The 23,744-nt window shown below is 62.1% G+C and carries 27 protein-coding genes; 10 read left to right on the forward strand and 17 right to left on the reverse strand.

Annotation, left to right across the window (positions count from 1 at the left end; translation table 11 throughout):
* On the forward strand, nucleotides 1-774 hold the full coding sequence (locus M1B35_RS02240; RefSeq protein ID WP_123328061.1) for a MetQ/NlpA family ABC transporter substrate-binding protein: 774 nt from the start codon (nucleotides 1-3) through the stop codon (nucleotides 772-774).
* A 133-nt stretch (nucleotides 775-907) separates the two neighbouring features.
* Here M1B35_RS02240 and M1B35_RS02245 read toward each other — a convergent pair whose 3' ends face one another.
* Genes M1B35_RS02245 through M1B35_RS02265 form a run of 5 tightly spaced genes read right to left on the reverse strand, consistent with a single transcriptional unit; the run spans nucleotide 908 to nucleotide 4,816 of the window.
* On the reverse strand, nucleotides 908-1,543 hold the full coding sequence (locus M1B35_RS02245) for an SCO family protein (protein WP_268261110.1): 636 nt from the start codon (nucleotides 1,541-1,543) through the stop codon (nucleotides 908-910).
* Nucleotides 1,540-2,439: a heme o synthase gene (gene cyoE / locus M1B35_RS02250; RefSeq protein WP_123328059.1), complete on the reverse strand. Its 900-nt coding sequence runs from the start codon at nucleotides 2,437-2,439 to the stop codon at nucleotides 1,540-1,542. Before cyoE ends, M1B35_RS02245 begins: the two co-directional genes overlap by 4 nt.
* Nucleotides 2,427-3,506, reverse strand: coding sequence for a COX15/CtaA family protein (locus M1B35_RS02255; protein ID WP_268261111.1), 1,080 nt, complete (start codon nucleotides 3,504-3,506; stop codon nucleotides 2,427-2,429). The genes cyoE and M1B35_RS02255 overlap by 13 nt, the downstream gene beginning before the upstream one ends.
* Before the next feature lie 10 nt (nucleotides 3,507-3,516).
* Nucleotides 3,517-4,110, reverse strand: coding sequence for a hypothetical protein (locus M1B35_RS02260; RefSeq protein WP_268261112.1), 594 nt, complete (start codon nucleotides 4,108-4,110; stop codon nucleotides 3,517-3,519).
* A complete protein-coding gene (locus tag M1B35_RS02265; protein WP_123328056.1) occupies nucleotides 4,076-4,816 on the reverse strand; it encodes an SURF1 family protein in 741 nt (246 codons plus the stop codon). The genes M1B35_RS02260 and M1B35_RS02265 overlap by 35 nt, the downstream gene beginning before the upstream one ends.
* 72 nt (nucleotides 4,817-4,888) lie before the next feature.
* On the opposite strand from M1B35_RS02265, the gene M1B35_RS02270 reads away from it, so the two are divergent.
* Nucleotides 4,889-5,092 carry a twin transmembrane helix small protein gene (locus M1B35_RS02270; protein ID WP_123328055.1) on the forward strand — a complete coding sequence of 68 codons (204 nt, stop codon included), beginning with the start codon at nucleotides 4,889-4,891 and terminating at the stop codon, nucleotides 5,090-5,092.
* A 7-nt stretch (nucleotides 5,093-5,099) separates the two neighbouring features.
* On the opposite strand, the gene M1B35_RS02275 is transcribed toward M1B35_RS02270, so the two are convergent.
* The 4 genes from M1B35_RS02275 to coxB all read right to left on the reverse strand — a co-directional run bounded on the left by M1B35_RS02275 (nucleotide 5,100) and on the right by coxB (nucleotide 9,410).
* Complete coding sequence (locus M1B35_RS02275; RefSeq protein ID WP_123328054.1) at nucleotides 5,100-5,987, reverse strand: cytochrome c oxidase subunit 3; 888 nt, start codon at nucleotides 5,985-5,987, stop codon at nucleotides 5,100-5,102.
* A gap of 34 nt (nucleotides 5,988-6,021) precedes the next feature.
* Nucleotides 6,022-6,579: a cytochrome c oxidase assembly protein gene (locus tag M1B35_RS02280; RefSeq protein ID WP_268261113.1), complete on the reverse strand. Its 558-nt coding sequence runs from the start codon at nucleotides 6,577-6,579 to the stop codon at nucleotides 6,022-6,024.
* A gap of 25 nt (nucleotides 6,580-6,604) precedes the next feature.
* Nucleotides 6,605-8,200, reverse strand: a complete 1,596-nt coding sequence (gene ctaD / locus M1B35_RS02285) for a cytochrome c oxidase subunit I (protein WP_123328052.1) — start codon at nucleotides 8,198-8,200, stop codon at nucleotides 6,605-6,607.
* Nucleotides 8,201-8,282: 82 nt separating this feature from the next.
* Nucleotides 8,283-9,410 (reverse strand): cytochrome c oxidase subunit II, encoded by a 1,128-nt coding sequence (coxB, locus tag M1B35_RS02290; RefSeq protein ID WP_123328051.1) that lies wholly within the window; start codon nucleotides 9,408-9,410, stop codon nucleotides 8,283-8,285.
* 373 nt (nucleotides 9,411-9,783) lie between these two features.
* Between coxB and M1B35_RS02295 the strand changes: the two genes are divergently transcribed.
* Complete coding sequence (locus tag M1B35_RS02295; protein WP_123328050.1) at nucleotides 9,784-10,434, forward strand: hypothetical protein; 651 nt, start codon at nucleotides 9,784-9,786, stop codon at nucleotides 10,432-10,434.
* Between the two features lie 82 nt (nucleotides 10,435-10,516).
* On the opposite strand, the gene M1B35_RS02300 is transcribed toward M1B35_RS02295, so the two are convergent.
* From M1B35_RS02300 to M1B35_RS02310, 3 genes are all read right to left on the reverse strand, one after another.
* On the reverse strand, nucleotides 10,517-12,073 hold the full coding sequence (locus M1B35_RS02300; protein ID WP_268261114.1) for a SulP family inorganic anion transporter: 1,557 nt from the start codon (nucleotides 12,071-12,073) through the stop codon (nucleotides 10,517-10,519).
* 91 nt (nucleotides 12,074-12,164) lie between these two features.
* The gene (locus tag M1B35_RS02305) at nucleotides 12,165-12,899 is read right to left on the reverse strand and encodes a carbonic anhydrase (protein WP_123328048.1); all 735 of its coding nucleotides are present in this window, start codon (nucleotides 12,897-12,899) and stop codon (nucleotides 12,165-12,167) included.
* Between the two features lie 233 nt (nucleotides 12,900-13,132).
* Entirely contained in the window at nucleotides 13,133-14,191 is a 1,059-nt protein-coding gene (locus tag M1B35_RS02310) for a PA0069 family radical SAM protein (protein ID WP_268261115.1), read from the reverse strand.
* A 276-nt stretch (nucleotides 14,192-14,467) separates the two neighbouring features.
* Here M1B35_RS02310 and M1B35_RS02315 point away from each other — a divergent pair, with 276 nt between their 5' ends.
* Entirely contained in the window at nucleotides 14,468-15,124 is a 657-nt protein-coding gene (locus tag M1B35_RS02315; protein WP_268261116.1) for a phosphatase domain-containing protein, read from the forward strand.
* Nucleotides 15,125-15,239: 115 nt separating this feature from the next.
* On the opposite strand, the gene M1B35_RS02320 is transcribed toward M1B35_RS02315, so the two are convergent.
* Nucleotides 15,240-15,521, reverse strand: coding sequence for a YheV family putative zinc ribbon protein (locus M1B35_RS02320; RefSeq protein WP_123328043.1), 282 nt, complete (start codon nucleotides 15,519-15,521; stop codon nucleotides 15,240-15,242).
* Nucleotides 15,518-17,569: an oligopeptidase A gene (gene prlC, locus M1B35_RS02325; RefSeq protein ID WP_268261117.1), complete on the reverse strand. Its 2,052-nt coding sequence runs from the start codon at nucleotides 17,567-17,569 to the stop codon at nucleotides 15,518-15,520. The genes M1B35_RS02320 and prlC overlap by 4 nt, the downstream gene beginning before the upstream one ends.
* Nucleotides 17,570-17,671: 102 nt before the next feature.
* Between prlC and M1B35_RS02330 the strand changes: the two genes are divergently transcribed.
* Nucleotides 17,672-18,217, forward strand: coding sequence for a gamma carbonic anhydrase family protein (locus tag M1B35_RS02330; protein ID WP_268261118.1), 546 nt, complete (start codon nucleotides 17,672-17,674; stop codon nucleotides 18,215-18,217).
* Between the two features lie 28 nt (nucleotides 18,218-18,245).
* Nucleotides 18,246-18,896 carry an HAD family hydrolase gene (locus M1B35_RS02335; protein ID WP_268261119.1) on the forward strand — a complete coding sequence of 217 codons (651 nt, stop codon included), beginning with the start codon at nucleotides 18,246-18,248 and terminating at the stop codon, nucleotides 18,894-18,896.
* A gap of 3 nt (nucleotides 18,897-18,899) precedes the next feature.
* Here the strand turns inward: M1B35_RS02335 and M1B35_RS02340 are convergent, their stop codons facing one another.
* Nucleotides 18,900-19,994 carry an aminopeptidase gene (locus tag M1B35_RS02340; protein ID WP_268261120.1) on the reverse strand — a complete coding sequence of 365 codons (1,095 nt, stop codon included), beginning with the start codon at nucleotides 19,992-19,994 and terminating at the stop codon, nucleotides 18,900-18,902.
* 59 nt (nucleotides 19,995-20,053) lie between these two features.
* On the opposite strand from M1B35_RS02340, the gene M1B35_RS02345 reads away from it, so the two are divergent.
* Nucleotides 20,054-20,467: a PA0061/PA0062 family lipoprotein gene (locus M1B35_RS02345; protein WP_268261121.1), complete on the forward strand. Its 414-nt coding sequence runs from the start codon at nucleotides 20,054-20,056 to the stop codon at nucleotides 20,465-20,467.
* Between the two features lie 42 nt (nucleotides 20,468-20,509).
* Nucleotides 20,510-20,929: a PA0061/PA0062 family lipoprotein gene (locus M1B35_RS02350; protein WP_123328037.1), complete on the forward strand. Its 420-nt coding sequence runs from the start codon at nucleotides 20,510-20,512 to the stop codon at nucleotides 20,927-20,929.
* Between the two features lie 6 nt (nucleotides 20,930-20,935).
* On the opposite strand, the gene M1B35_RS02355 is transcribed toward M1B35_RS02350, so the two are convergent.
* On the reverse strand, nucleotides 20,936-21,169 hold the full coding sequence (locus M1B35_RS02355; protein WP_123328036.1) for a DUF1161 domain-containing protein: 234 nt from the start codon (nucleotides 21,167-21,169) through the stop codon (nucleotides 20,936-20,938).
* A gap of 164 nt (nucleotides 21,170-21,333) precedes the next feature.
* Between M1B35_RS02355 and M1B35_RS02360 the strand changes: the two genes are divergently transcribed.
* Nucleotides 21,334-21,993 carry a hypothetical protein gene (locus M1B35_RS02360; protein ID WP_185039026.1) on the forward strand — a complete coding sequence of 220 codons (660 nt, stop codon included), beginning with the start codon at nucleotides 21,334-21,336 and terminating at the stop codon, nucleotides 21,991-21,993.
* Nucleotides 21,994-22,050: 57 nt separating this feature from the next.
* Here M1B35_RS02360 and M1B35_RS02365 read toward each other — a convergent pair whose 3' ends face one another.
* A complete protein-coding gene (locus M1B35_RS02365; protein ID WP_123328035.1) occupies nucleotides 22,051-22,482 on the reverse strand; it encodes an OsmC family protein in 432 nt (143 codons plus the stop codon).
* 242 nt (nucleotides 22,483-22,724) lie between these two features.
* On the opposite strand from M1B35_RS02365, the gene M1B35_RS02370 reads away from it, so the two are divergent.
* Entirely contained in the window at nucleotides 22,725-23,726 is a 1,002-nt protein-coding gene (locus M1B35_RS02370) for an LLM class flavin-dependent oxidoreductase (protein ID WP_123328034.1), read from the forward strand.
* Nucleotides 23,727-23,744 lie beyond the last annotated feature (18 nt).

The raw sequence follows: 23,744 nt of genomic DNA on the forward strand, positions 1-23,744 counted from the left end.
ATGAAAAAACTACTCGTCGCTTTCGCAGCCGTGGCCGCGTTTTCCGCCCACGCCGCCGAAACCCTGACCGTGGCCGCCACACCGGTGCCCCACGCCGAGATCCTGGAATTCGTCAAACCGGCCCTGGCCAAAGAAGGCGTGGACCTCAAGGTCAAAGTCTTCACCGACTACGTGCAGCCCAACGTGCAAGTGGCCGAGAAACGCCTGGACGCCAACTTCTTCCAGCACCAGCCGTACCTGGATGAGTTCAACAAGGCCAAGGGCACTCACCTGGTGAGCGTTGCCGGCGTGCACCTGGAGCCCCTGGGCGCCTACTCCAACAAGGTCAAGAAACTCGACGAGCTGCCAGGCGGCGCCAACGTAGTGATCCCTAACGACGCCACCAACGGCGGCCGTGCCTTGCTGCTGTTGGCCAAGGCCGGGCTGATCAAGCTCAAGGACTCGAACAACATCCTGTCCACCGTCAAAGACATCACCGAGAACCCGAAAGACCTGAAGTTCCGTGAACTGGAAGCCGCCACCATTCCCCGCGTGCTGACCCAGGTCGACCTGGCGCTGATCAACACCAACTACGCCCTGGAAGCCAAGCTGGACCCGTCCAAGGACGCCCTGGTGATCGAAGGCAACGACTCGCCTTACGTGAACATCCTGGTGGCCCGTCCTGACGACAAAGACTCGGACGCCATGAAGAAACTGGTCGCCGCCCTGCACAGCCCGGAAGTGAAGCAATTCATTCTCGAGAAATACAAAGGCGCGGTACTGCCAGCCTTCTAACAACCTTAGGCGCTGGCTTGCCAGCGATGCGCCGCTCAAGAGCGCTATCGCCGGCAAGCCGGCTCCTACACGTTGTAGAAACACAAACGGGGCCCCTCAGGGCGCCCCGTTTTATTTGCGGCGGTTCTTCCGCTTACGGGCGTTGCAACATCACCGGCAACTGGGCCACCAACTTCTGGTTGTTCAGCGGCGCACGGATAAAGCCCCGCTGGGTGCCGTCCGGGCCGATCACCGCCAGGTTGCCGCTGTGGTCCACGGTGTAGTTGGGTTTGCTGGTGTCCGCCGGAATAAACGGGATGCTCACCGCATTGGCCAGCTTCTGCAGATCTTCCACCGAAGAGGCGGTCAGCCCCTGGAAGTCCTTGTCGAAATAGCCCAGGTACTGCTTGAGCTGCTGCGGCGAATCACGATGGGGGTCGACGCTCACCAGCACCACCTGCAGCTTGTCCACCGCCTCCTTGGGCAGCTCGCTCTTGATCTGCCGCAGTTGGGCCAAGGTGGTGGGGCAGATGTCCGGGCAGAAGGTGTAACCGAAGAACAGCAGCGACCACTTGCCCTTGAGTTCATCGATCACCACCGGCTGGCCATTCTGGTCCGTCATCTTCACGCTCGGCAGATTGCGGCTTTGCGGCAGCAGGATAATCCCGGCGTCGATCAACGCAGTGGGGTCGCCCTGGCCCTTGCCGGACAGCACTTTGTTAACGGTCAGGCCCAGTACCAGGGCCACCAGCGCCACAAGAATAAAGACGGTTTTCTGAGTTCGAGTCATAGGGTCAACAATAGGTAGTGGTCTACGAGCAGGGCGATGAACAGCAGGAACAAGTAATAAATAGAGTACTTGAAGGTGTTGATCGCCGCGTGCGGCCGAGTGCCACGGTACAGCACCCAGGCCCATTGCAGAAAGCGCGCACCCAATCCCAGGGCACACACCAGGTACAACACGCCGCTCATGTGGATCACGAACGGCAGCAGGCTGACCGCCAGCAGGGCAAAGGTGTAGAGCAGGATATGCACCTTGGTGTAATGCTCGCCGTGGGTCACCGGCAGCATGGGGATATCGGCCTTGGCGTACTCCTCCTTGCGGTGAATGGCCAGGGCCCAGAAGTGCGGCGGGGTCCAAGCGAAGATGATCAGTACCAGTAACAGCGGCTCGGCACTGACATGCCCGGTGGCCGCCACCCAGCCGAGCAGGGGCGGGGCGGCGCCGGCCAGGCCACCGATCACAATGTTCTGCGGGGTCGCGCGTTTCAGAAAGCCGGTGTAGATCACCGCGTAACCGAGCAGGGAAGCCAAGGTCAGCCAGGCAGTCAGCGGGTTGGTGAACGCCAGCAACAGGGCCTGGCCGGCCAGGGCCAGGAGCAGGGCGAAGGTCAGGGCCGCGCTCGGCGAAACCCGGCCCTGGGCCAGCGGGCGTTTGTGGGTGCGGGCCATCACCGCATCGATGCGCCGATCCACCACGTGGTTGACCACCGCCGCGCCCCCCGCGCACAAGGCGATCCCCAGGTTGCCGAACACCAGCACCGTCCAGGGCACGCCGGCGCGGGTGGCGAGGAACATGCCGACCAGGGAAGTGATCAGCATCAACACCACCACCTTGGGCTTGGTCAGCTCCAGGTAGTCGCGCCAGATCGCCTGGCCCGCCCGTTCACCGATCAGAGTCGCCATGGCAGCTCTCCTTTTAAGGTTATGAGCCCGGCCACGTGTTTACGTGGGCTGAGGCGCCAGCCAAAGGGCCGTTGGTCCTTGACCCGGACCAGGCTGGTGCGGGCGTGGTAATTGACCAGCACCAGGGTCAGCAACAGCGCCGCGCCCCCGGCGTTGTGGGCCACGGCTACCGGCAGCGGCAGGTGGAACAGCACGTTGCTCACCCCCAGGGTGATCTGCACCCCGAGGGCCAGCAGCACCAACCCGGCCAGGCGGGTCATACCCACGTGTCGCAACTGCCAGGCCAGCCCCAGCAGCACCAGGGTCACCACCAGCGCACCGATGCGATGGGTCAGGTGAATGGCGGTGCGCGCCTCGCTGTCGAGCTGGCCGCCCAGGTAGTTGGGGCCGATGTGCTGGGTCAGGTGAAAGCCGTTGGCAAAATCCGCCGCCGGCCACCACTGGCCGTGACAGGTGGGCAAGTCGATACAGGCCACCGCCGCATAGTTGGAACTGACCCAGCCGCCCAGGGCGATCTGCCCGATCACCAACACCAAGCTGGCCGTGGCCCAATATTGCAGGCGCCGCGGCACAATCAACGCCGGCAACACCCCGGACAACCGCAAGGTCAGCAGGAACAACAGGCTCAAGGTGGCAAAGCCGCCGAGTAAATGCGCAGTGACCACTTGCGGCCAGAGCTTGAGGGTCACCGTCCACATGCCGAAGGCCGCCTGGGCAAACACCACCGCCAACAGGAACAACGGCAGTTTCAAGGGCTGCCCGGGGTACTGCCGATGACGCCAGGCGCGTGCCGCCAACAACACGATCAACAGCCCCAGGGTGCCGGCGAAGTAGCGGTGGACCATCTCGTTCCAGCCTTTATGAGCCTCCACCGGCGTGTCGGGGAAATGCAGCTCGGCATGGGCCAACTGGGCTTCGCTGGCGGGCACGCTGATAAAGCCGTAGCAGCCGGGCCAATCCGGGCAGCCGAGGCCGGCGTGGGTCAGCCGAGTATAGGCACCGAGCAGCACCACAATCAGCGCCAGCAAGGTGGCAAACAACGCGAGGCGAAATCCAGGTTTGGCCATGACGATGCCCTTATCCGATGTTCGACAGTTTCAGCAGGTGGCGCAGGTCGTTAAGCAAGTCCTTGCCGTTGACCCGGGCGTCGTAGCGCAGCACCAGGTTGCTGTGGGGGTCGACGATCCACAGCTGCGGCGCCTCTTGCTCATGGGCGCCCTTCATAAAAGTCGGCAGGTCCAGGGGGTAGCGCTGCAACTGCGGGTACTCACGCGCCAGCGTGGCCTGGTAGTTGGCACTCAAGGGCTGGGCGCTGGCCAGGGCATGGCTGGCCCGGGACGCATCGCGCCCCAGGGCGACCTGGATCTGCCGCGCCAGGTACACCAGTTGCTGGCAATCCTCGGCACAGCCCTTGGGCGCGGTCACCAGGATCTGCCAGCGCTCCTCGTCGGCCTGTACGCCGATCTGGGCGCGGGTCTGGCCGTTACCGATCAGCTCACCGTGGTAGCTGCGGCTTTCCGGCACCCAGAACTGCAGCTTGTACATGCCGGTGGCGAGGACCATGGGGCCGATCACCATGGCCAGGATCAGGATCAGTTGCCAGCGCCCGCGACGCCGGCTCTGCGGTGCCGACGGCTCAGACATGTTGGTTGGATTGATGGCCGTTCCCATGCGGTTTCTCCCTTGCGTTGTGCCAGCCGAGATAGAGGTAGAGCGCAAACAAAGCCAGGGCCATGGCGAACCACTGCACCGCGTAGCCCAGGTGTTTTTCCGGCCCCATGGCCACCACCGGCCACTGGGTGAGGTAGGCGCCCGGGCCGGATTCCTGGCGCACTTCGTAAGCAAAACCGCTGCGGCCCAACTCACTCCAAAGCTTGCCCGGCTCCACCGCCGTCACCAGCCGGGGCCAGCGGGCGCCGGCCGGATCGGCGTGCAGTTGAAAGGTCGCGCCCGGGGCGACATAGACCCAGGCATCCAGGCTTACCGGCTGCTCCGGGGTGCTGAACACCGGTGGCGTGCGCCGGTCAGGCCAGGGCAACCAGCCGCGATTGAGCAGCAACCAGTTTCCGCTGGCCTGGTCCTGAAAGGGTTGCAGCAACTCCACGCCGACCTGGCCGTCGTGCTGGCGGTTGTCCAGCAGCAAGCTGTACTCGGGATCAAAATGACCGTGCAAGCGCACCCGGCGGAAGGCCGGATCCTGAACACTTAGCAGCTCATGCACCGACAGTGGCTCGGCGGCCCGGCGCTCGGCGTAACTGGCCAGCAGCTCGCGCTTCTGCTCGCCACGACTCAGTTGCCAAAACCCCAGGGCCACCAGGATGGGCAGCAGCAACAGCACCACCAGGCTCGGCGCCAGGCCGGGGCGAAAGCGCTTCATGTGGGCGCCGTAAAGTGCGCAGATCGACTCGCTATACTGCTGTTCATCGTCATTCCCCCCGGGAGTCCCGCCATGCTCAAAGCAGCGATCGTCCTGATGCTGATTGCCACGGTTATCAGCCTGTTCAGCGGCCTGTTCTTTTTGGTCAAGGACGACAGCGGCTCCAAGCGCGTGGTCAATCTGCTGACCGTTCGGGTGTGCCTGGCCGCGATCACCGTGGGCTTGATCGCCTGGGGTTTCTTCAGCGGCCAGTTGGTCTCACACGCCCCCTGGTAGCGGCGTTTCAGAGCACGTAGACAAAGACGAACAGCCCGATCCACACCACATCGACGAAGTGCCAATACCAACTCGCGGCCTCAAAGCCGAACTGGTGCTCGGCGTCGAAATGCCCGCGCAGGATGCGCATCAGCATCACGAACAGAATCAGCGTGCCGATGGTCACGTGGGCACCGTGGAAACCGGTGAGCATGAAGAAGGTCGCGCCATACACCCCCGATCCCAGGGTCAGCCCCAGTTCTTTGTAGGCATGGATGTATTCCTCGGCCTGGAAACCAAGGAACGCGCAGCCGAGCAGGACGGTCAGCGCCAGCCAGATTTTCAGCGCGCCGCGATGACCTCGTTTCAAGGCATGGTGGGCGATGGTCACCGTGACGCTGGAACTCACCAGAAGAACGGTGTTAAGCAGCGGCAGGCCCCAGGGGCTGATGGTGCCCTTGGGCGTAGGGAAGAGTTTGGGGTCGGGGTTATTGAGCAGCGGCCAGACGAACTCGAAGTTCGGCCACAGCATATGGGCCAGGCCCTTGCTGCCTTCCCCGCCCAGGGCCGGCCCAGAGATATGGCGCACGTAAAACAGCGCACCGAAGAAGGCGATGAAGAACATCACCTCGGAGAAGATGAACCAGCTCATGCCCCAGCGGAACGAGCGGTCGAGCTGAGCGCTGTACAAGCCGGAACGGCTTTCCTTGATCACCGCCCCGAACCAGCCGAACAGCATGTAGGCCAGCAACAGGCCGCCGACAAAGAAGATCAGCGGGCCATGGGATTCCGGACGCGCCGCCTTGAGGTCGTTGAACCAAGTCGCCAGGCCAAACACGGTGACGAACATGCCCACCGTCGCGATGATCGGCCACTTGCTCTGGGCGGGAACGTAATAGTGCTCATGAGTCGCCATTGATTGTTCTCCTTATCGGGCACGCTAGAACGTCTTAACCACCGGTCTTGGCAGTGGCCGCCACAGGTGGATGACGCGCGGTGATATCGAACAGCGTGTAAGCCAGCGTCAGGTGCTTCACATCCTTGGGCATGTCACGGTCCACGATGAAGCGCACCGGCATCTCGATCTTTTCACCGGGCTGCAACACTTGCTGGGTGAAACAGAAGCATTCGGTCTTGTGGAAATACATCGCCGCGCTGCTCGGTGAAATGCTCGGCACCGCCTGGGCGCTCATCGGGCGATCGCTGGGGTTATGGGCGATAAACACCATTTCGTTCACCGCTCCGGGGTGGACCACGATGTCTTCGGACTTGGGGTAGAAGTCCCAGACCATGTCGATGGCGTTGGTTGACAAGAACTGCACCCGCACCTGGCGCGATGCGTCGACCTGCTGCCCCTGGTCCGCGTACTGCCCGCCGGTCTTGCCGTTGATGCCCAGGGCCTTGCACATCACGTCGTAGATCGGCACCAGGGCAAAACCGAAGACAAACATCGCCACCACCACCAGCAACAGGCGCGTCACCAGTTTCTTCAGCGAGATCTCGGCCATTTCAACCTCCCCGGGTAGGAGCTGTTCATTTCACTTCCGGCGGCGTGGTGAAGGTGTGATACGGCGCAGGCGAAGGAATGCTCCATTCCAGCCCTTCGGCCCCATCCCACGGTTTGGCCGGTGCCGGCTTGCCGCCACGGATGCACTTGATGACGATGAACAGGAAGAAAATCTGCGTGGCGCCAAAGGTGAAGGCACCGATGGACGAGACCATGTTGAAGTCGGCGAACTGCAGGTTGTAGTCCGGGATCCGCCGCGGCATCCCCGCCAGCCCGACGAAGTGCATGGGGAAGAACGCCATGTTCATGCCCACGAAAGACAGCCAGAAGTGCAGCTTGCCCAGGGTTTCGTCATACATATGCCCGGTCCACTTCGGCAGCCAGTAATAGGCCGAGGCGAAGATCCCGAAGATCGCCCCCGGCACCAGCACGTAATGGAAATGCGCCACCACGAAGTAGGTGTCCTGGTACTGGAAGTCCGCCGGGGCGATAGCCAGCATCAAGCCGGAGAAGCCGCCGATGGTGAACAGAATGACGAAGGCCACAGCGAACAGCATCGGCGTCTCGAAGGTCAGCGAGCCCTGCCACATGGTGCTGACCCAGTTGAACACCTTGACCCCAGTGGGCACGGCGATCAGCAGGGTCGCGTACATGAAGAACAGTTCGCCCACCAACGGAATGCCCACCACGAACATGTGGTGCGCCCAGACAATAAACGACAGGAAGGCGATGGAGCCCGTGGCGTAGACCATCGAGGTGTAGCCGAACAACGGCTTGCGGCTGAAGGTCGGAATGATCGAGCTGACAGCGCCGAAGGCCGGCAGGATCATGATGTACACCTCGGGATGCCCGAAGAACCAGAACACATGCTGGAACAGCACCGGGTCGCCGCCGCCGGCAGCACTGAAGAAGCTGGTGCCGAAGTGAATGTCCATCAGCATCATGGTCACGCAGCCGGCCAGCACCGGCATCACTGCGATCAACAGGAACGCGGTGATCAGCCAGGTCCAGACGAACAGCGGCATTTTCATCAAGGTCATGCCCGGGGCACGCAGGTTGAGGATGGTGGCGATCACGTTGATCGCGCCCATGATCGAACTGATGCCCATCAGGTGGATGGCGAAGATAAAGAAGGTCACGCTTTCCGGGGCGTAAGTGGTGGAGAGCGGGGCGTAGAAGGTCCAGCCGAAGTTCGGCCCGCCACCGGGCATGAACAGGGTCGAGACCAGCATCAGGAAGGCTGCCGGTAACAGCCAGAAGCTGAAGTTGTTCATCCTCGGCAGGGCCATGTCCGGCGCCCCGATCATCAGCGGGATCATCCAGTTGGCCAGCCCGACAAAAGCCGGCATCACCGCGCCGAAGACCATCACCAGGCCGTGCATGGTGGTCATCTGGTTGAAGAACGCCGGCTCGACGATCTGCAGCCCGGGCTGGAACAGCTCGGCGCGGATCACCATGGCGAAGGAGCCACCGAGCAGGAACATGCAGAAGCTGAACCACAGGTACAGGGTCCCGATGTCCTTGTGGTTGGTGGTCAGAACCCAGCGCATCAGGCCCTTGGCCGGGCCATGGGCGTGGTCATCATGGCCGGCGTGGCCGTGGTCATCGATCACTGCACTCATGCCCTGTCTCCTGCAAACGGGTGGGCTGGACGCTCAAGGGCACTGCACCCCGAGCGGTTGCGGAAATACCCAATAAGCCGGCTCATTGGCTTTCCGCCTGTTTCAGCGCCAGCACTTCTTTTGGCGTGACCATGTCGCCCTTGTTGTTGCCCCAGGCGTTGCGCTCGTAAGTGACGACCGCAGCGATATCGACTTCCGACAACTGCTTGCCGAAGGCCGCCATGGCGGTGCCTGGCTTGCCGTGGAAGACGATGCTCAGGTGAGCCTCCTTGGGCCCGGTGGCGATTTTCGAGCCTTTGAGGGCCGGGAACATGGGCGGCAGGCCCTGGCCTTCCGCCTGGTGACAGGCGACGCAGGTGGTGTGGTAGATCTTGTCGCCGCGCGCCACCAACTCGTCGAGGGTCCATTCCTTGCTGGTCAGTTCCTTGAGCTTGGCGGCTTCGGCTTTGCGCTCGCCCATCCAGGTGTCGTAGTCGGCTTTAGTCTTGACCTCGACCACGATCGGCATGAACCCATGGTCCTTGCCGCACAGCTCGGCGCACTGGCCACGGTAGATGCCGGGCTTGTCGACCCGGGTCCAGGCCTCGTTGACGAAGCCGGGGATGGCGTCGCGCTTGACCGCAAAGGCCGGCACCCACCAGGAGTGGATCACATCAGCCGCCGTCACCAGGAAACGCACCTTGGCGCCCACCGGCAGCACCAGCGGCTGGTCCACTTCCAACAGGTAGTGCTCGCCTTTGACGGCCTGGTTATGGATCTGCTCGGCGGGGGTGGCCAGGTTGCTGAAGAACTCCACGTCCTGGCCCAGGTATTTGTAGTGCCATTTCCATTGGTAACCGGTGATCTGGATGTCCACGTCCGACTCGCTGGCGTCGTACATCTTGATCAGGGTCGCGGTGGCCGGCACAGCCATGGCCACCAGGATCAGGAAGGGGATGATGGTCCAGAGAATTTCGACCGTGGTGCTTTCGTGGAACTTGGCGGCCACCTGCCCGGTGGAGCGACGATGAACGATCATCGACCAGAACATCGCGCCGAAGACAATGATGCCTATCACCACACAGATCCAGAAAATGGTCATGTGCAGATCGAAGACCGCGTGGCTTATTTCGGTCGCTCCAGGCGCCATATTCACGGTCCAGGCGGCGTTCGCCTGGCTGAATATCGACCACAACAGGAGGCCCATCCAGACTTGTGGATGTCGCATCATTGCGGGTTCCCCTTATCGTTCTTGTTATCCCGTAGGCTTAACGCCTGCGGCCAAGGGAGCGGCTGCCTAGACTACGAACTTAAACCGCCGAGCCTTCGCTGCACGGGCAGCAGGGCGTCATCAGCTAACTTCATACAAGGCCGAGTATAGACAGCGAGTTCGACCTCGCAACGCAGGGGGGCAAATCAGCAAAAACAGCATGGACAGGCCACACAAGCCACGAAAAGAGGGGGGTTGGCAGAGGAAGATGGCAATTCGATATAACCGCCATGACTAAGCATGAAATAATTATGACAAATGCGTCTTAGCCGATTTTTTGATCAGGCTAACTTATGTCTGCCCTCTTTAATTGCCCATGGTCCCTGGAGTTTTCATGAACACCGCCGCGTTGCGCGAGCAAATCCGACTGGCCCAGCAACACGAAGCCAGCACAGGCCAATTGACGCGTCAATTGGAAACCCAACTGCCTCACTTGCACCCCGCCATCCAACTGCCTGATGTCGACGCCAACGGCGTGATGACCCGTTTTGTCGCCGCGTATATCGACCAAGTGCCCGACCTGCTCGACGCTGCCAACGAGGTCGCCCGCGAGGCCGGCATCGAATCGCAGATCAAGCCGGTACTGAAAATTGCCGAGCAGTTCTTTATCCAGCCGCCGGCCATCATGGACGGCCATGTCGGCCTCGATAGCCTGCTGGACGAGGCCTACCTGGCTCACCGCCTGGTGGAAGAGGTCAACGATCTCTACATCAAACACTTTGGCCAGCCGCTGATCCCCCTGGACACCACGGTCGCCAACCTGATCGCCCACCAACTGATCGGCGAAGACTTCGCCAACCAACTGGATGAAGCGGTGCACCACGCCGTGGACGCCATGCTCGATGAAGACAGCTTCGCCCTGGAGTCGGTGGAAGCCTACCGCGACAAGCTCGCCAGCCCGGACACCGAAGCCGCCTGGAAACGCTGGCCGTGCCTGTCACGCCAACTGGGTGTGGAACTGGAACTGGACCAACCCGCCGCCTGAATCACAGCCCACATGACCCGGGCTGATTGAACCCAAAACGCGTGGCGAGGGGGCTTGCCCCCACTCGCCACGAAGGGTGCACTCAGCGCCCGCCGGTATCGACCGCAACCATCGCCCGCCCCGACCCCACGCCCGTGGTGGTGGTCAAGCGTCCCTCCAGGCGCCGCTTCAAGCCTCGCTCCTCGATCAGCAGCCGGTTGCCCTTGGCGCTGTTGGCCCGTGCCCATTCCTCCAGCAATTCCAGGCAGGAATGATCGATGTAGTTCAGGTTATTCAGCGGTACGTGCACGGTGGTGCCCGCCGGGATGGTCCCCAGAACCCGGGTCAGCGCCGGCACTTTGAGGAAGGTCGCCGCCCCCACCAGTCGCAACTCCATCTCCCCTGGCTCTGGCAGGTCGATCAGGCTGATTTTCAAGCGCGAGGCTTTCCAGGCCAACTGGGCCAGGGTCAGGCCGAAACCAATCAGTACCCCGGTGAGCAAGTCGCTAAAGATAATCGCCAGGGCCGTGACCCCGTAGATCAGCATCGGCATCCGCCCGTAACGTCCCAGGCCACGGAAAGCCTTGAGGTCCACCAGTTTGAAACCGGTGTAGACCAGCACCCCGGCCAGGCTCGCCACCGGAATGCTTTGCAGCACGCTGGACAGCAACAGCACAAAACCCAGCAGCCAAAAGCCATGGAAAATCGCCGAATAACGCGTCGTCGCCCCCGCCTGGACATTGGCCGAACTGCGCACAATGACGCCGGTCATGGGCAACGCCCCCAGCAATCCGCAGAGCATATTGCCGACGCCTTGGGCCGAGAGTTCGCGGTCAAAATCCGAACGCTGGCCGCTGTGCATGCGGTCCACCGCAGCGGCCGAAAGCAGGGTTTCAGCGCTGGCGATAAAGGCCACGGCGAAGGCCGCGATCAATAACTGCGGATCCGCCAGGTTGAGCAGGTCGCTGGGGCGCAACCAGTCGATGGCCTCGGCCAGGTTTTCTGGCACGTTGACCCGGTTTACCTGCAACGCCAGGACCAGGCTTGCGCAGGTCGCCGCCCCTACGCCGAGCAGCGCGCCCGGGATAAAGCGCAGCGCCTGGGGGCGAAGTTTTTCCCAGAGGTACATCACCGCGATGGTGCCCAGCCCCAATGCCCCGGCCTGCCAGCCCAGGCTCGGCAAGGCCTCGGCCACCGCCCCCGGGAAGCCTGCCAGGTTATCCAGCCCCGAGGCGTTGGGCTTGGCGTCGAGCATCACATGGACCTGGGATAGCACGATCAACACACCAATCCCCGCCAACATGCCGTAGACCACTGCTGGCGCCGTGACCCGGAACCAGCAGCCCAGGCGCAAACGCCCGGCCAACAGTTGCAGGAAGCCCGCCAGCAGCAGGATCGGCCCCAACATCACCACCCCGTGCTGGCGCACCAGTTCGAACACCAGCACCGCCAGCCCGGCGGCCGGGCCGCTGACCTGCAGGGGAGAGCCGGCCAGCCAGCCCACCACCAGCCCGCCGATGATTCCGGTAATCAAGCCCTTGGCGGGCGGCAGGCCCGAGGCAATGGCGATCCCCATGCACAGGGGCAGGGCCACCAGAAACACCACCACGGACGCCATCAGCTCCCGTGGCAAAACCGCTTTGAGTTGTGCTGCACGCATGACAATGCTCCCGAAGTTTTCTTCAGGCATGGCGAAGCCAGACCGCACAAAAGGCAGTCATGGCTTGAACCACACAGGTCGTTAGGAGGATTTAGAAGCGCGCTTTGGGCGTCGCAACCGGCACCGGATGGCTGCCATCAAGCGGCAGGAAACAGCCTTGATCGGCGTCGTAGGCCTTGATGGCGCTGGTTTCGATGTCGTACACCCAGCCGTGGATGTACAACTGGCCGTTAGCCATGCGCGAAGCCACGGAAGGGTGGGTGCGCAAATGCTGCAACTGGGCGATGACGTTTTCTTCGGTCAGCACATGCATGCTGGCGCTTTCATCGGCGCAATCACAGTTTTCATGAACCATGGTCTTGGCCACTTCGGCATGACGCAGCCAGGCTTTGACCGTGGGCATTTTTTCCAGGCTTTGCGGGTTGAGCACGGCGCGCATGGCGCCACAGTCCGAATGCCCGCAGACAATGATGTGATGCACCCCCAGGGCCAGCACCGCGTACTCGATGGCGGTGGAGACGCCACCGTTCATCTGTCCGTAGGGCGGCACTACGTTGCCGACGTTACGGGTAACGAACAGGTCGCCGGGGGAACTCTGGGTAATCAGCTCTGGAACGATGCGCGAGTCCGCGCAGGTAATGAACATCGCCCGGGGTTGCTGGGCGGTGGCGAGTTTTTTGAAGAGCTCTTCCTGTTGCGGAAAAACCTCGTGATGAAAACGCAAAAAACCCTCAACGATATTTTGCAGCGCTGCATCGGCGCTTTCGGCGCCCTGGCTGGGGGCTGAAGCCGATGCAGCCAATGGCTGTTTATCCTTGTCACTCATGATTCATCCTCTTTGACGGATTAGGTGAATTTTCCAGATTTATCCGGCAGGACGCTAGTGATTGATTAAAAAACAACCAGACCGCCCATCGCGACCTGTGGGTCACTTGGTGAACAAGGTAGCGGCAAAAACTTAACTCAAACTGAACGGAGGGCTCTAGATCGCCACTATTGCCTCTGCAAAAACGTGACCAGCCTGTCCGGGGCAGCCCTTAAACCTTAGGCCATGGGCTGCTAGAGCAACGACATCTGCCCGCCTGGCGGACAAAAGGCCGTGCAATCCAGGTTGAAGTTGTCACGACGATCAAGCCCCAAGCGCTTGCTGGCTTTGGCAAAACGCTGGGCCAGAAGTTCGGCGAAGGGGCCTTCACCGCGCATCCGTGCACCAAAGCGGCTGTCGTACAGTTCGCCGCCACGGGTCTGGCGGATCAGGCTCAAGACATGGGCGGCGCGCTGGGGATAATGCGCCAACAGCCATTCCTCGAACAGCGGCGCCACCTCCAGCGGCAACCGCAGCATCATATAGGCCGCGCTTTGCGCGCCGGCTGCCTTGGCTTCACTGAGCAGGCTCTCCAACTCGCTGTCATTGATCATAGGGATCATCGGCGAACACAAGACACCCACCGGAATCCCCGCCTCGCGCATCACCCGGATCGCCCGCAACCGGGCCTTGGGCGCCGCCGCACGGGGCTCGAGGATGCGTTTGAGCTCATCGTCCAGGGTGGTCAGGCTGATCATCACCGCCACCAACCGTCGCTGCGCCAACTCGACCAGCAAGTCCAGGTCCCGGAGGATCAACGACCCCTTGGTGACAATGGTCACCGGATGGCGATAGCGCAGCAGCACTTCCAGGGTGCGCCGGCTGAGCTGCTGTTCACGTTCGATGGGCTGATAGGGATCGGTGTTGGAACCCAGGTTGATCGGCGCGCAGCGATAACCCGGCTTGGACAACTGCTGCTCCAGCAGCGCGCCGGTGTTGCTCTTGGCGATCAGCTTGGTCTCGAAATCCAGCCCCGGGGACATATCCCAATAAGCATGGCTGGGCCGTGCGTAGCAGTAGATACAGCCATGCTCGCAACCGCGATAGGGGTTGATCGAGCGGTCAAAGGGCAGGTCCGGCGACTGGTTGCGGGTGATGATGGTCTTCGCCGTTTCAAAACGGACTTGCGTGCCTTGGGTCAGCGGCACTTCCTGATACCAGCCATCGTCCTCGGCCACCGAGCGGTGGGCGGCAAAACGATTGTGCGGGTTGCTCGCAGTACCGCGGCCGCGGGGAGGTAGAGGGGTGAACATGGACGGCGCTCCATTACTGTATGCACATACAGTAATGGAGCCAGATTTATCTGACCAGCACCGCCCGACCGAAACCCCGTGACCTTCAGGGCGCCGGTTCGCCTCGGCCTTGATCCTTGAACCCATCGAAGCGGATGAAAAACTGTCACGAAAGGCCGGAAAGCCCCCTGAAATCGGCGACTTCACGAATCTTTGACGAACGCCTCACGGGCCTTTGACTGGCCGAAGCCGAAGCTGCCTGGCATCCGCCCATCCCTCATCTACGGCCCACTGCGCATGTCCAGAACCCGCGTCCTCCCTGCTCTCTGTTTGTCATTGTTGGCGCTGCTCGCGTGGCCACAGGTGCAGGCCGCCTCCACGCCCTCGACCCGCCCGGAACAATGGGCGCAGCCGGTGGAGGTGCAATACAACCTGTATCAGATGTCGCCCACCCTCTATCGCAGCGCCTTGCCCGACAAAGGGGCGGTGCCGTTGCTGGAAAAACTCAAGGTGGGGACGGTAATCACCTTCCTGCCAGAGTCCGACGCCGACTGGCTGTCGAGCCCGGGGATCAAGCAGGTGCAATTGCCTTATCGGACCAACCATGTGGACGATGCCGATGTGCTGGCGGCGTTGCGGGCCATTCAAGAAGCCGAGAGCCAAGGCCCGGTGCTGATGCACTGCAAGCACGGTTCCGATCGCACAGGGTTGATGTCGGCGATGTACCGAGTAGTGGTCCAGGGCTGGAGCAAAGAGGACGCCCTGAATGAAATGACCCAGGGCGGGTTCGGCGAAAGTACCCACTTCAAGGACAGTGTTCGCTACATGATGCAGGCCGATGTCGACAAACTGCGTAGCGCATTGGCCAATGGCGATTGCAGCACCAGCGTGTTTGCCACCTGCTCGGTCAAAAGTTGGCTATCGACCGTCAGCGCCAGCAAACCCGCCCATTGACCGCCGCGATAGGAGCTGGCGTGTCAGCGATAGCGTCCTCAGGACCGCCATCGCCGGCAAGCCGGCTCCTGCAAAAACCGCGTCACCAATGCAGACAGCCCGCCCCCTTACGGGGTTATTCGGGCTTTTTCTTGAGCTTGGGGTTGGGGAAGAACTGCACCGCTTGCACCTTGGTATCCGGCACTTTCAACGCGGTGGTGTTGACCCGCGTGCCCAATTCCTTGGGCACCGACAACCCCTGTTCATTCAGGGTGTCGGCATAACCGCAGGCCACGCACTCACGGTGGGGCACGCCGTCTTCGCTCCACATCATCAGCCGGTCCGGCTCACTGCACGCCGGGCAAACCGCCCCGGCGATAAAACGTTTCTTGGTCGTGGTCACGGGTGCATCACTCATGCTGCAGCGTCCTCACTCAGGCCGCTGTGGCGCAAGAGTGCGTCAATCGACGGGGCGCGTCCGCGGAAATCGACGAACAGCACCATCGGCGCCTGGGAACCGCCACGGGCCAGGATCGCCTCGCGGAAGGCGCGACCGGTCTGCGGGTTGAGCACACCGTCTTCCTCGAACTTGGAGAAGGCGTCCGCCGACAGCACTTCAGCCCACTTGTAGCTGTAGTAACCGGCCGCGTAGCCGCCGGCGAAGATGTGCGCAAAGCTGTTGGGGAAGCGGTTGTAGGCTGGCGGACGCATGACCGAGACCTCGTCACGCACGCCTTCGAGCACCTGCAGCACGCTGCGGCCATCACCGTGGGTGGCGTGCAGTTCGAAGTCGAACAGCGAGAACTCCAGCTGGCGCACCATCATCAGGCCGGACTGGAAGTTCTTCGCCGCGAGCATTTTCTGCAGCAGGTCCTGGGGCAGGGGTTCGCCGCTTTCGTAGTGACCGGAGATCAGCGCCAGGCCTTCCGGCTCCCAGCACCAGTTCTCCATGAACTGGCTCGGCAGCTCCACCGCATCCCAGGCCACGCCGTTGATGCCGGAGACGCCAGCGTGCTCGACCCGGGTCAGCAGGTGGTGCAGGCCATGGCCAAATTCGTGGAACAGGGTGGTGACTTCGTCGTGGGTCAGCAGCGCCGGCTTGCCGCTCACGGCTGGGGTGAAGTTGCACACCAGGTTGGCCACTGGGTTCTGCAAGGTGCCTTCCAGGGTGCGCCGACGATCACGGGCGCCGTCCATCCAGGCACCGCCACGCTTGTTGGCGCGGGCGTACAGGTCGAAGAAGAAACGCCCAACGTGCTGGCCGTTTTCCTTGATTTCAAACAGGCGGACATCCGGGTGCCAGGTGTCGAAGCCCTTCTGTTCGGCAATCTCGATGCCGTACAGGCGCTGGACAATGGCGAACAGGCCGCTCAGCACCTTGTCGATCGGGAAGTAGGCGCGCAGGGCTTCCTGGGCCACGCTGTAGCGCTGCTCGCGGAGTTTTTCACCGTAGAAACCGCTGTCCCAGCTTTGCAGGTCCGGGCAGCCTTGTTCGGCGGCGTAGGCCTTGAGCTGCTCCAGGTCCTGGGCGGCGAACGGCTTGCTGCGCTTGGCCAGGTCCCGCAGAAAGCTCAGCACTTGGTCGCTGGACTCGGCCATCTTGGTGGCCAGGCTCAGCTCGGAGTAGCTGGCGAAACCCAACAGCTGGGCCAATTCCTGGCGCAGGTCGAGGATCTGTTCCATCACCGGGCCGTTATCATTCTGACCGGCGTTCGGGCCTTGGTCCGACGCACGGGTGCAGTAGGCGCCATAGACTTCTTCGCGCAGGGCGCGGTCTTCGGCGTAGGTCATCACGGCGTAGTAACTAGGGAATTCCAGGGTAATCAGCCAGCCGTCCAGGTCCTTGGCTTGCGCGGCGGCAGCCATTTGCGCCTTGGCCGAATCGGTCAGGCCGGCCAGGGACGCTTCGTCGGTGACGTGCTTGGTCCAGGCCTGGGTGGCATCGAGCAACTGGTTGGAGAAGCGGCTGCCCAGCTCCGAGAGCTTGCTTTGCACTTCGGCATAACGCTGCTGTTGCTCAGGCGGCAGGTCGATACCCGACAGGCGGAAATCCCGCAGGGAATGTTCCAGGATGGTTTTTTGCGCAACGTCGAAGGTCGCGGCTTCCGGGCCATTGGCCAGGGCTTCGAAGGCCTGGAACAGCTCACGGTTCTGGCCCATTTCGGTGGAGTAGGCACTCAACGCCGGCAGGCACGCTTCATAGGCTTCACGCAGTTCTGCGCTGTTGCACACGGCGTTCAGGTGGCTGACCGGGCTCCAGGCGGCGCCCAGGCGATCATTTAGCTCGTCCATGGCCAGCACCAGGCCGGCCCAGGTCGGCTGCTGGCCTTGGCTCTTGAGGATTTCAGCGATGGCAACCCGGTTGTCCGCCAGGATCTGTTCGATGGCCGGTTGCACATGCTCGGCACGGATCGCCGAGAACGGCGGCAGGTCGTAGGACTGTAGAAGAGGGTTGTTCAGGCTCACGGTTGGCACCTTGGCTGGAAGAAACGTAGCGCCATCTTAATTACAATCGATGCCAACCGCAGCTATCGACCCCATTAATAAATGTCAGAGAGGCAACCCCACTTGGCCATTCGCACTTACCAGAACCTCACGCCGAGCCTCGGCGAACGGGCCTTCGTCGACAGCTCGGCGGTGGTGATCGGCGACGTCGAAATCGGCGCCGACAGCTCCATCTGGCCGCTCACGGTGATCCGCGGCGACATGCACCGCATCCGCATCGGCGCCCGCACCAGCGTGCAGGACGGCTGCGTACTGCACATCACCCACGCCGGACCGTTCAACCCCGACGGCTTTCCGCTGCTGATCGGTGATGACGTCACCGTCGCCCACAAGGTCATGCTCCATGGCTGCCAGATCGGCAGCCGGATCCTCATCGGCATGGGCAGCATCGTCATGGACGGTGCAGTGGTCGAAGACGAGGTGATCATCGGCGCCGGCAGCCTGGTGCCGCCGGGCAAACGCCTGGAAAGCGGCTTCCTGTATGTGGGCAGCCCGGTGAAAGCCGTGCGCCCGCTGACCGACAAGGAGCGTGCGTTCTTCACCTACAGCGCCGCCAATTACGTGAAACTCAAGGACCTGCACCTGGCCGAAGGCTACGACCGTCCCTGACCTTTTGCCCCACTGCCCAGGAAATTCCATGCATTACCAAACCGTTCTGTTCGACCTCGATGGCACCCTGACCGACCCCCGCGAAGGCATTACCCGCTCGATCCAGTTCGCCCTGGGCAAACTGGGGATCGACGAGCCTGACCTGAGCAAGCTCGAACACTTTATCGGCCCGCCTTTGTTGCAAGCCTTTATGCAGTTCTACGACTTCGACGAGGCCCGGGCCTGGGAGGCGGTGAATTTCTACCGCGAGCGCTTCAAGGTCACCGGTCTCTATGAAAACCGCGTGTTCGACGGCGTCACGCCGCTGCTGGAAACCTTGAACGGGCAGGGCCGGCAGCTGTACATCGCCACCTCCAAGCCTTGGGTATTCGCCCGGGAAATCGCCCGGCACTTCGATTTTGCCAAGCACTTCAAGGTGATCTACGGCAGCGAGCTGGATGGCACCCGCACCGACAAAGTGCAGTTGATCGCCCATCTGCTGGCCGAAGAACACCTCGACCCGGCCAGCACCCTGATGATCGGCGACCGCAAGCACGACCTGATCGGCGCCCAGCGCAACGGGCTGGACGCAGCGGCGGTGGGCTACGGGTTTGGCAGCCGTGAGGAATTGACCGCCGAGGCGCCGGCCTATCACTTCGAGACCCTGGCCGAGCTACATCAGGCGTTTTTACGGAGCTAGGGTTTAGGGAGCTAGGGCGAAGCTCTCGCCGGCCAGCCTCGCCAGGGCCGCCTTGCGTTGCTCGATCGGCAAGCGCCCGAGCTGTTCCACGGCGGTGTAGAACGCCGGCCAATCCCCCTTCACCTGGGCGAACAACGCGGCGAACGCCGGCACCCATTGGTCGTACAGGCCAAAGGGCAGCAAGCGCGCGTTGTTCAATGGGGCGTCGATCCAGGCGTCGTAGCGCTTGGAGCCGCCCCACCGGTGATCCCGCCGTTGGCGATAGTCTTGCCGCAGACGGTCGAACTCCGCGGCCTTGCGCTGGCGCATCTGCTCGGCGGGCAAGGGCAGGGCGTACAGCTGCCCCAAGCGCTTGCGGCAATCGAGCAGCAACTGGATAAACTCATCGCGCTGACGCCGATCCCCTTCCGCCAAGGGCGGCAGGCCGCGATAAGCACGCCATTGCCGAGTGCCTTCCTGCTCGACAAAGTTGGCAAAGGACTCGTTGAACTCGGTGTCGTCCTGCACATAAAAGCGCTGATGTGCCAGTTCGTGGAAGATCAGGGTCGCCAGGCGCTCATCCCCCCAATGCAGCATCGAACTGATGATCGGGTCATTGAACCAACCCAGCGTGGAATACGCCTCCACCCCGCCTATCGACACGTCCATGCCTTGCTGCTGTTGCAGCGCCGCTTCCCCGCGCGCGGCGCCCTGGCTGTAATAGCCGCGATAGGCCACGCAACCGGCAATCGGGAAGCAATGGGTTTGCGGGCTCAGGGAAAACTCCGCCGTGGCGAACACATTCCACACCACATAGGGCCGGCCTATGTCGGCAAACAGGCGATAGCTCTGATTGTCCGGCAGGTGCAGGTGCTGACTGGCGAAGGCCCGGGCTTTTTGCGACTGGGCCAGGTGGGCCCGCAATTGCGGGTCGCGAGCGGGGTCGTCGAGCACCTGTTGCACCGGCGTACGCGCCCGCAACAACTGCCACTGGCCGCTGGCCAACTGGCCGTAATAGCCCAGGCTGGAACAACCGTTGAGCAACAAAAGCACCAGGCCCGGAAACAAAAGACGCAAAACAGGATCAAGTAACCCATGGCTTGAACGCGGCCTAGTCAAATCGAATCATCCTCCGAGGGTCTGCCCGCCAGACTATCTCGCCTGCCTGGAGTTTCGCCATGCGCGTGTTGCTGTTGACCACTGGATTGCTCGCCCTGAATGGCTGCGCCAGCCTGCCCGACCCCGATCCGACGCAAGCCTGGATCGACCTCGCTGCCCACCAGGACAGCACCCTGCAAGCCCTGGAAGTGGACGAAAAGACCGCCGTCGATAAACGTTATTTTGAAGTCCAGCCCGGCAACCATCAATTGACCGTGCGCTACCAGTTCGCCGTGGCGCCGACCAATATCGGCCCCGAAGCCCAACCGCTGTGGCGTGACTGTCAGTTGAACCTGACCTTCAACGACTTCAACGCCGGCCAGCGCTACCAACTGCAGGCCGGGGCCATCGGCTGGCGCCCGTGGGCCAAGCTCTACGACGAACAGCGCAAACTGGTGGGCAGCGGACAACCGGCAGGCTGTCAGCGCAGTTGATCGGCGTTATGCTGAGCCCTTCGCGTCCCATCGGCCGACATCATGCGCCCGCTCCTGCTGCTTTTCGCCCTCACCACCCTGACCGCCTGCTCCAGCCCCTTGCCCAGCGCCGACCCGCAACAGGCCTGGGTCGACCTGATCACCCGCACCCCGGGCGGCAAGCTGGTAATGGCCGAACGGCTGGACAAGCAAAAACTCACCGACGGGCGCTATTTCCAGGTCAGCCCCGGCAGCCATGAACTGACGGTGCGCTTCGATTTCGAAGTGCCCGGCAGCGGCATGAGCGGCATGAACAGCCCGCAAGAACGCCTGTGCTACCTGACCTTGAACTACGACCGGTTCGAGGCCGGCCAGCGTTACCTGCTGGAAGCCCGCTCGCTGACCTTCACCCCCAGCGCCCGGCTGTATAACCCGCAACGCCAGGTGGTGGCCGAAGAGCGCCTGATCCACTGCGTGCCCTGAGTGGGTTCAGCGATCGTTCTTCTGATAGATGATCTTCTTGGTGCCGTTTTCACAGCTACCGACCACCATGTTGTTGTCGTGGACTTCGTCATTGCTGACGATTTCCAGGGTGTAGGACGCCACGCCCTGGGCCTGGATCTTGGCTTCGATCTCGGCCTTGAGTTCTTCACAGGGCTTGGGGGCCGCCAGGGCCGACGTGGCCAGTGCGCAACAAACTACCGCCAAGGCAAAACGTTTCATGATGTACCGCTCCCTTGCTGCAGCGCCCATACCCATGAGCTGAAGCTGCAGACACTTTGTCTGACTGCCTTTTGACCAAGCGAGTTCTGAGCCCACGCACATTCAGCTGAACCCCGCGCCCGATGCCGGGCTCGAAGAGGGTGAATAGCACAATAGGCGCGCACATGAACTGGCAACTGGTGGAATGGCTACGCGAATACAAGGATCCCCTGACGCTGCTGGTGAGCGTTGGCACCCTGGTGGTGTGGATTCTCTATGCACAACTGCTGCTCAACAATTACCAGCGCCAGCGGCGCCCGCGCATCATCATCAACCGTGGCGCCGGCAAAGGCATCGGCTCGCTGTGCCTGATCAGCAACATGAGCGCCGAACCGATCTTCATCAACCAGATCGTGTTGCGGCTCAACACCAGCCAAGGCCCGCTGTGCTGCGATGTCACTGATATCCGCGAAGAGAGCAAGGGCGAGATCGAACAGGACCTGATCCTGCACAAGGCCACGCGCCAAGGGCCGTTGCGCACGGGCGACTTCACCCACATCGGCACCTTCGCCACCTTGATCCAGCGCCTGGCGCTGCTGCACGACATTCCCATGCAGGGGCACCTGCCCGATGCAGCCTGGCGTTTTCTCGACCTGGAAATTCGCGTGATCGCCTTCTACGGCTCAGACAAACACGCCATCGGCGCACGCCGAACTTTCAACTTAGGGGAAGCCGCGGAGGGCGGTTGCCAGTTGTTCGCCCAAAGCCGCGAAAGCCAGCAATACAACTCACGCTGGCAACGGCGCCAGGTGCGGCGTCATTGGATGCTGGATGTGGAGGGTTGACCAGCCGGCCATCGCCGACATGTTGTCGGCAATGGCCGTGCAGGCCGAGTAGGGTCTTTAGCTGACCAGGGTCGCGTCGAGGCTGATCTTGGCATTCAGAACCTTGGACACTGGGCATCCTTCCTTGGCCTTGGTGCTCAACTCTTCGAATTGCTGCTGGCTGGCGCCGGGGATTTTCGCCTTGAGGATCAGGTGCACCGCCGTAATCGCAAAACCGCCGTCGACCTGGTCCAGGGTGACTTCTGCCTGAGTGTCGATGCTGTCGGCTTTCAAGCCGGCGTCACCGAGAATCATGGAAAACGCCATGGAAAAACAACCCGCATGGGCGGCGCCGATCAGCTCTTCCGGGTTGGTGCCCTTGCCGCCTTCAAAGCGCGCCTTGAAGCCATAAGGCGCTTCACGCAGGACTCCGGTTTCAGTGGAAATCGAACCGATGCCGGTTTTCAGGTCACCTTCCCAATGAGCCGATGCTTTCTTTTTGATACTCATATCCGTCTCCTCAAGAACCGACGCGACGGGTGGCGCGCCATTGGTTTGTGCTGCTCAAAGGTCTGAGGATAGAAGGACGGGCAAAGTTCACCCGGGTATTCCAAGCCATTTATCGGCGAGCAATTCACAGCCTGCTATTGAATCTCGGGTATATGCCCACATTGCATAGAACTGACTTATAGAATTCGCCAGGTTTTGCCGCCCACGACAAACGCCTGCGCAGCCATTGGAGAAGCAGGCTTATGAAACCGCTGTCCGAGATCAAATTTTCCACCCTCGACCTGGTGCCCGTGCGTGAAGACGGCAGCCCGGCGCAATCCCTGCGCAATTCCCTGGACCTGGCGCAACACGTAGAGAAGTTCGGCTACACGCGCTTCTGGGTCGCCGAGCACCACAACATGGACGGCATCGCCAGTTCCGCCACCTCGGTGCTGCTGGGCTACCTGGCCGGCGGAACCTCGAGCATTCGCGTCGGCTCCGGCGGGGTGATGCTGCCCAACCATGCGCCGCTGGTGATCGCCGAGCAGTTCGGCACCCTGGAAAGCCTCTACCCGGGGCGCATCGACCTGGGCTTGGGCCGCGCCCCGGGGTCCGACCAGATGACCGCCCGCGCCCTGCGCCGGGAACGCTCCGGCAGCGCCGACGACTTCCCCGAAGACGTTGCCGAACTGATGGCCTACCTCGGCCCACGCAGCCCGGAACAACGGGTGATCGCCGTGCCGGGCACCGGTACCAACGTCCCGGTCTGGCTCCTGGGTTCGAGCCTGTTCAGCGCGCAACTGGCCGGTGAGCTCGGCTTGCCTTACGCCTTTGCCTCGCATTTCGCCCCGCGCTACATGCACGAGGCGATTCGCGTGTACCGCAATCACTTCAAGCCTTCGGCGGTGCTCGACAAACCTTACGTGATGCTCGGCGTGCCCCTGGTGGCCGCCGACACCGACGAGCAGGCCGACTACCTGGCGACCTCGGTGTACCAGCGCATCCTCGCCCTGATGCGCGGCCAGAGCCTGGTGCAGCGCAAACCGGTGGCGTCCATGGACGGCCTGTGGCTGCCCCACGAGAAAGAAGCGGTGGCCAGCTTCCTTGGCCTAGCCATGGTCGGCAGCCCGGCTAAGATCCGCGCCAAGCTGGAAGTGCTGATCGAACAGACCGGCGCCGATGAGCTGATTTTCACCTGCGACCTCTACGAACACGCCGACCGCGTGCATTCCTACGAGCTGCTGGCGCAAATAATGAAAGGCTGAGGCCGCTTTCAGGCCTAA

The organism is Pseudomonas morbosilactucae, from assembly GCF_023241665.1.
In the GTDB taxonomy this organism is placed as follows: Bacteria; Pseudomonadota; Gammaproteobacteria; order Pseudomonadales; family Pseudomonadaceae; genus Aquipseudomonas; species Aquipseudomonas morbosilactucae.

Bases quoted from the DNA above. Each gene is read 5' to 3' on its own strand.
- M1B35_RS02240 (WP_123328061.1), top strand. From the start codon at position 1: ATGAAAAAACTACTCGTCGCTTTCGCAGCCGTGGCCGCGTTTTCCGCC.
- M1B35_RS02245 (WP_268261110.1), bottom strand. From the start codon at position 1,543: ATGACTCGAACTCAGAAAACCGTCTTTATTCTTGTGGCGCTGGTGGCC.
- cyoE (WP_123328059.1), bottom strand. From the start codon at position 2,439: ATGGCGACTCTGATCGGTGAACGGGCGGGCCAGGCGATCTGGCGCGAC.
- M1B35_RS02255 (WP_268261111.1), bottom strand. From the start codon at position 3,506: ATGGCCAAACCTGGATTTCGCCTCGCGTTGTTTGCCACCTTGCTGGCG.
- M1B35_RS02260 (WP_268261112.1), bottom strand. From the start codon at position 4,110: ATGGGAACGGCCATCAATCCAACCAACATGTCTGAGCCGTCGGCACCG.
- M1B35_RS02265 (WP_123328056.1), bottom strand. From the start codon at position 4,816: ATGAAGCGCTTTCGCCCCGGCCTGGCGCCGAGCCTGGTGGTGCTGTTG.
- M1B35_RS02270 (WP_123328055.1), top strand. From the start codon at position 4,889: ATGCTCAAAGCAGCGATCGTCCTGATGCTGATTGCCACGGTTATCAGC.
- M1B35_RS02275 (WP_123328054.1), bottom strand. From the start codon at position 5,987: ATGGCGACTCATGAGCACTATTACGTTCCCGCCCAGAGCAAGTGGCCG.
- M1B35_RS02280 (WP_268261113.1), bottom strand. From the start codon at position 6,579: ATGGCCGAGATCTCGCTGAAGAAACTGGTGACGCGCCTGTTGCTGGTG.
- ctaD (WP_123328052.1), bottom strand. From the start codon at position 8,200: ATGAGTGCAGTGATCGATGACCACGGCCACGCCGGCCATGATGACCAC.
- coxB (WP_123328051.1), bottom strand. From the start codon at position 9,410: ATGATGCGACATCCACAAGTCTGGATGGGCCTCCTGTTGTGGTCGATA.
- M1B35_RS02295 (WP_123328050.1), top strand. From the start codon at position 9,784: ATGAACACCGCCGCGTTGCGCGAGCAAATCCGACTGGCCCAGCAACAC.
- M1B35_RS02300 (WP_268261114.1), bottom strand. From the start codon at position 12,073: ATGCGTGCAGCACAACTCAAAGCGGTTTTGCCACGGGAGCTGATGGCG.
- M1B35_RS02305 (WP_123328048.1), bottom strand. From the start codon at position 12,899: ATGAGTGACAAGGATAAACAGCCATTGGCTGCATCGGCTTCAGCCCCC.
- M1B35_RS02310 (WP_268261115.1), bottom strand. From the start codon at position 14,191: ATGTTCACCCCTCTACCTCCCCGCGGCCGCGGTACTGCGAGCAACCCG.
- M1B35_RS02315 (WP_268261116.1), top strand. From the start codon at position 14,468: ATGTCCAGAACCCGCGTCCTCCCTGCTCTCTGTTTGTCATTGTTGGCG.
- M1B35_RS02320 (WP_123328043.1), bottom strand. From the start codon at position 15,521: ATGAGTGATGCACCCGTGACCACGACCAAGAAACGTTTTATCGCCGGG.
- M1B35_RS02335 (WP_268261119.1), top strand. From the start codon at position 18,246: ATGCATTACCAAACCGTTCTGTTCGACCTCGATGGCACCCTGACCGAC.
- M1B35_RS02345 (WP_268261121.1), top strand. From the start codon at position 20,054: ATGCGCGTGTTGCTGTTGACCACTGGATTGCTCGCCCTGAATGGCTGC.
- M1B35_RS02350 (WP_123328037.1), top strand. From the start codon at position 20,510: ATGCGCCCGCTCCTGCTGCTTTTCGCCCTCACCACCCTGACCGCCTGC.
- M1B35_RS02355 (WP_123328036.1), bottom strand. From the start codon at position 21,169: ATGAAACGTTTTGCCTTGGCGGTAGTTTGTTGCGCACTGGCCACGTCG.
- M1B35_RS02360 (WP_185039026.1), top strand. From the start codon at position 21,334: ATGAACTGGCAACTGGTGGAATGGCTACGCGAATACAAGGATCCCCTG.
- M1B35_RS02365 (WP_123328035.1), bottom strand. From the start codon at position 22,482: ATGAGTATCAAAAAGAAAGCATCGGCTCATTGGGAAGGTGACCTGAAA.
- M1B35_RS02370 (WP_123328034.1), top strand. From the start codon at position 22,725: ATGAAACCGCTGTCCGAGATCAAATTTTCCACCCTCGACCTGGTGCCC.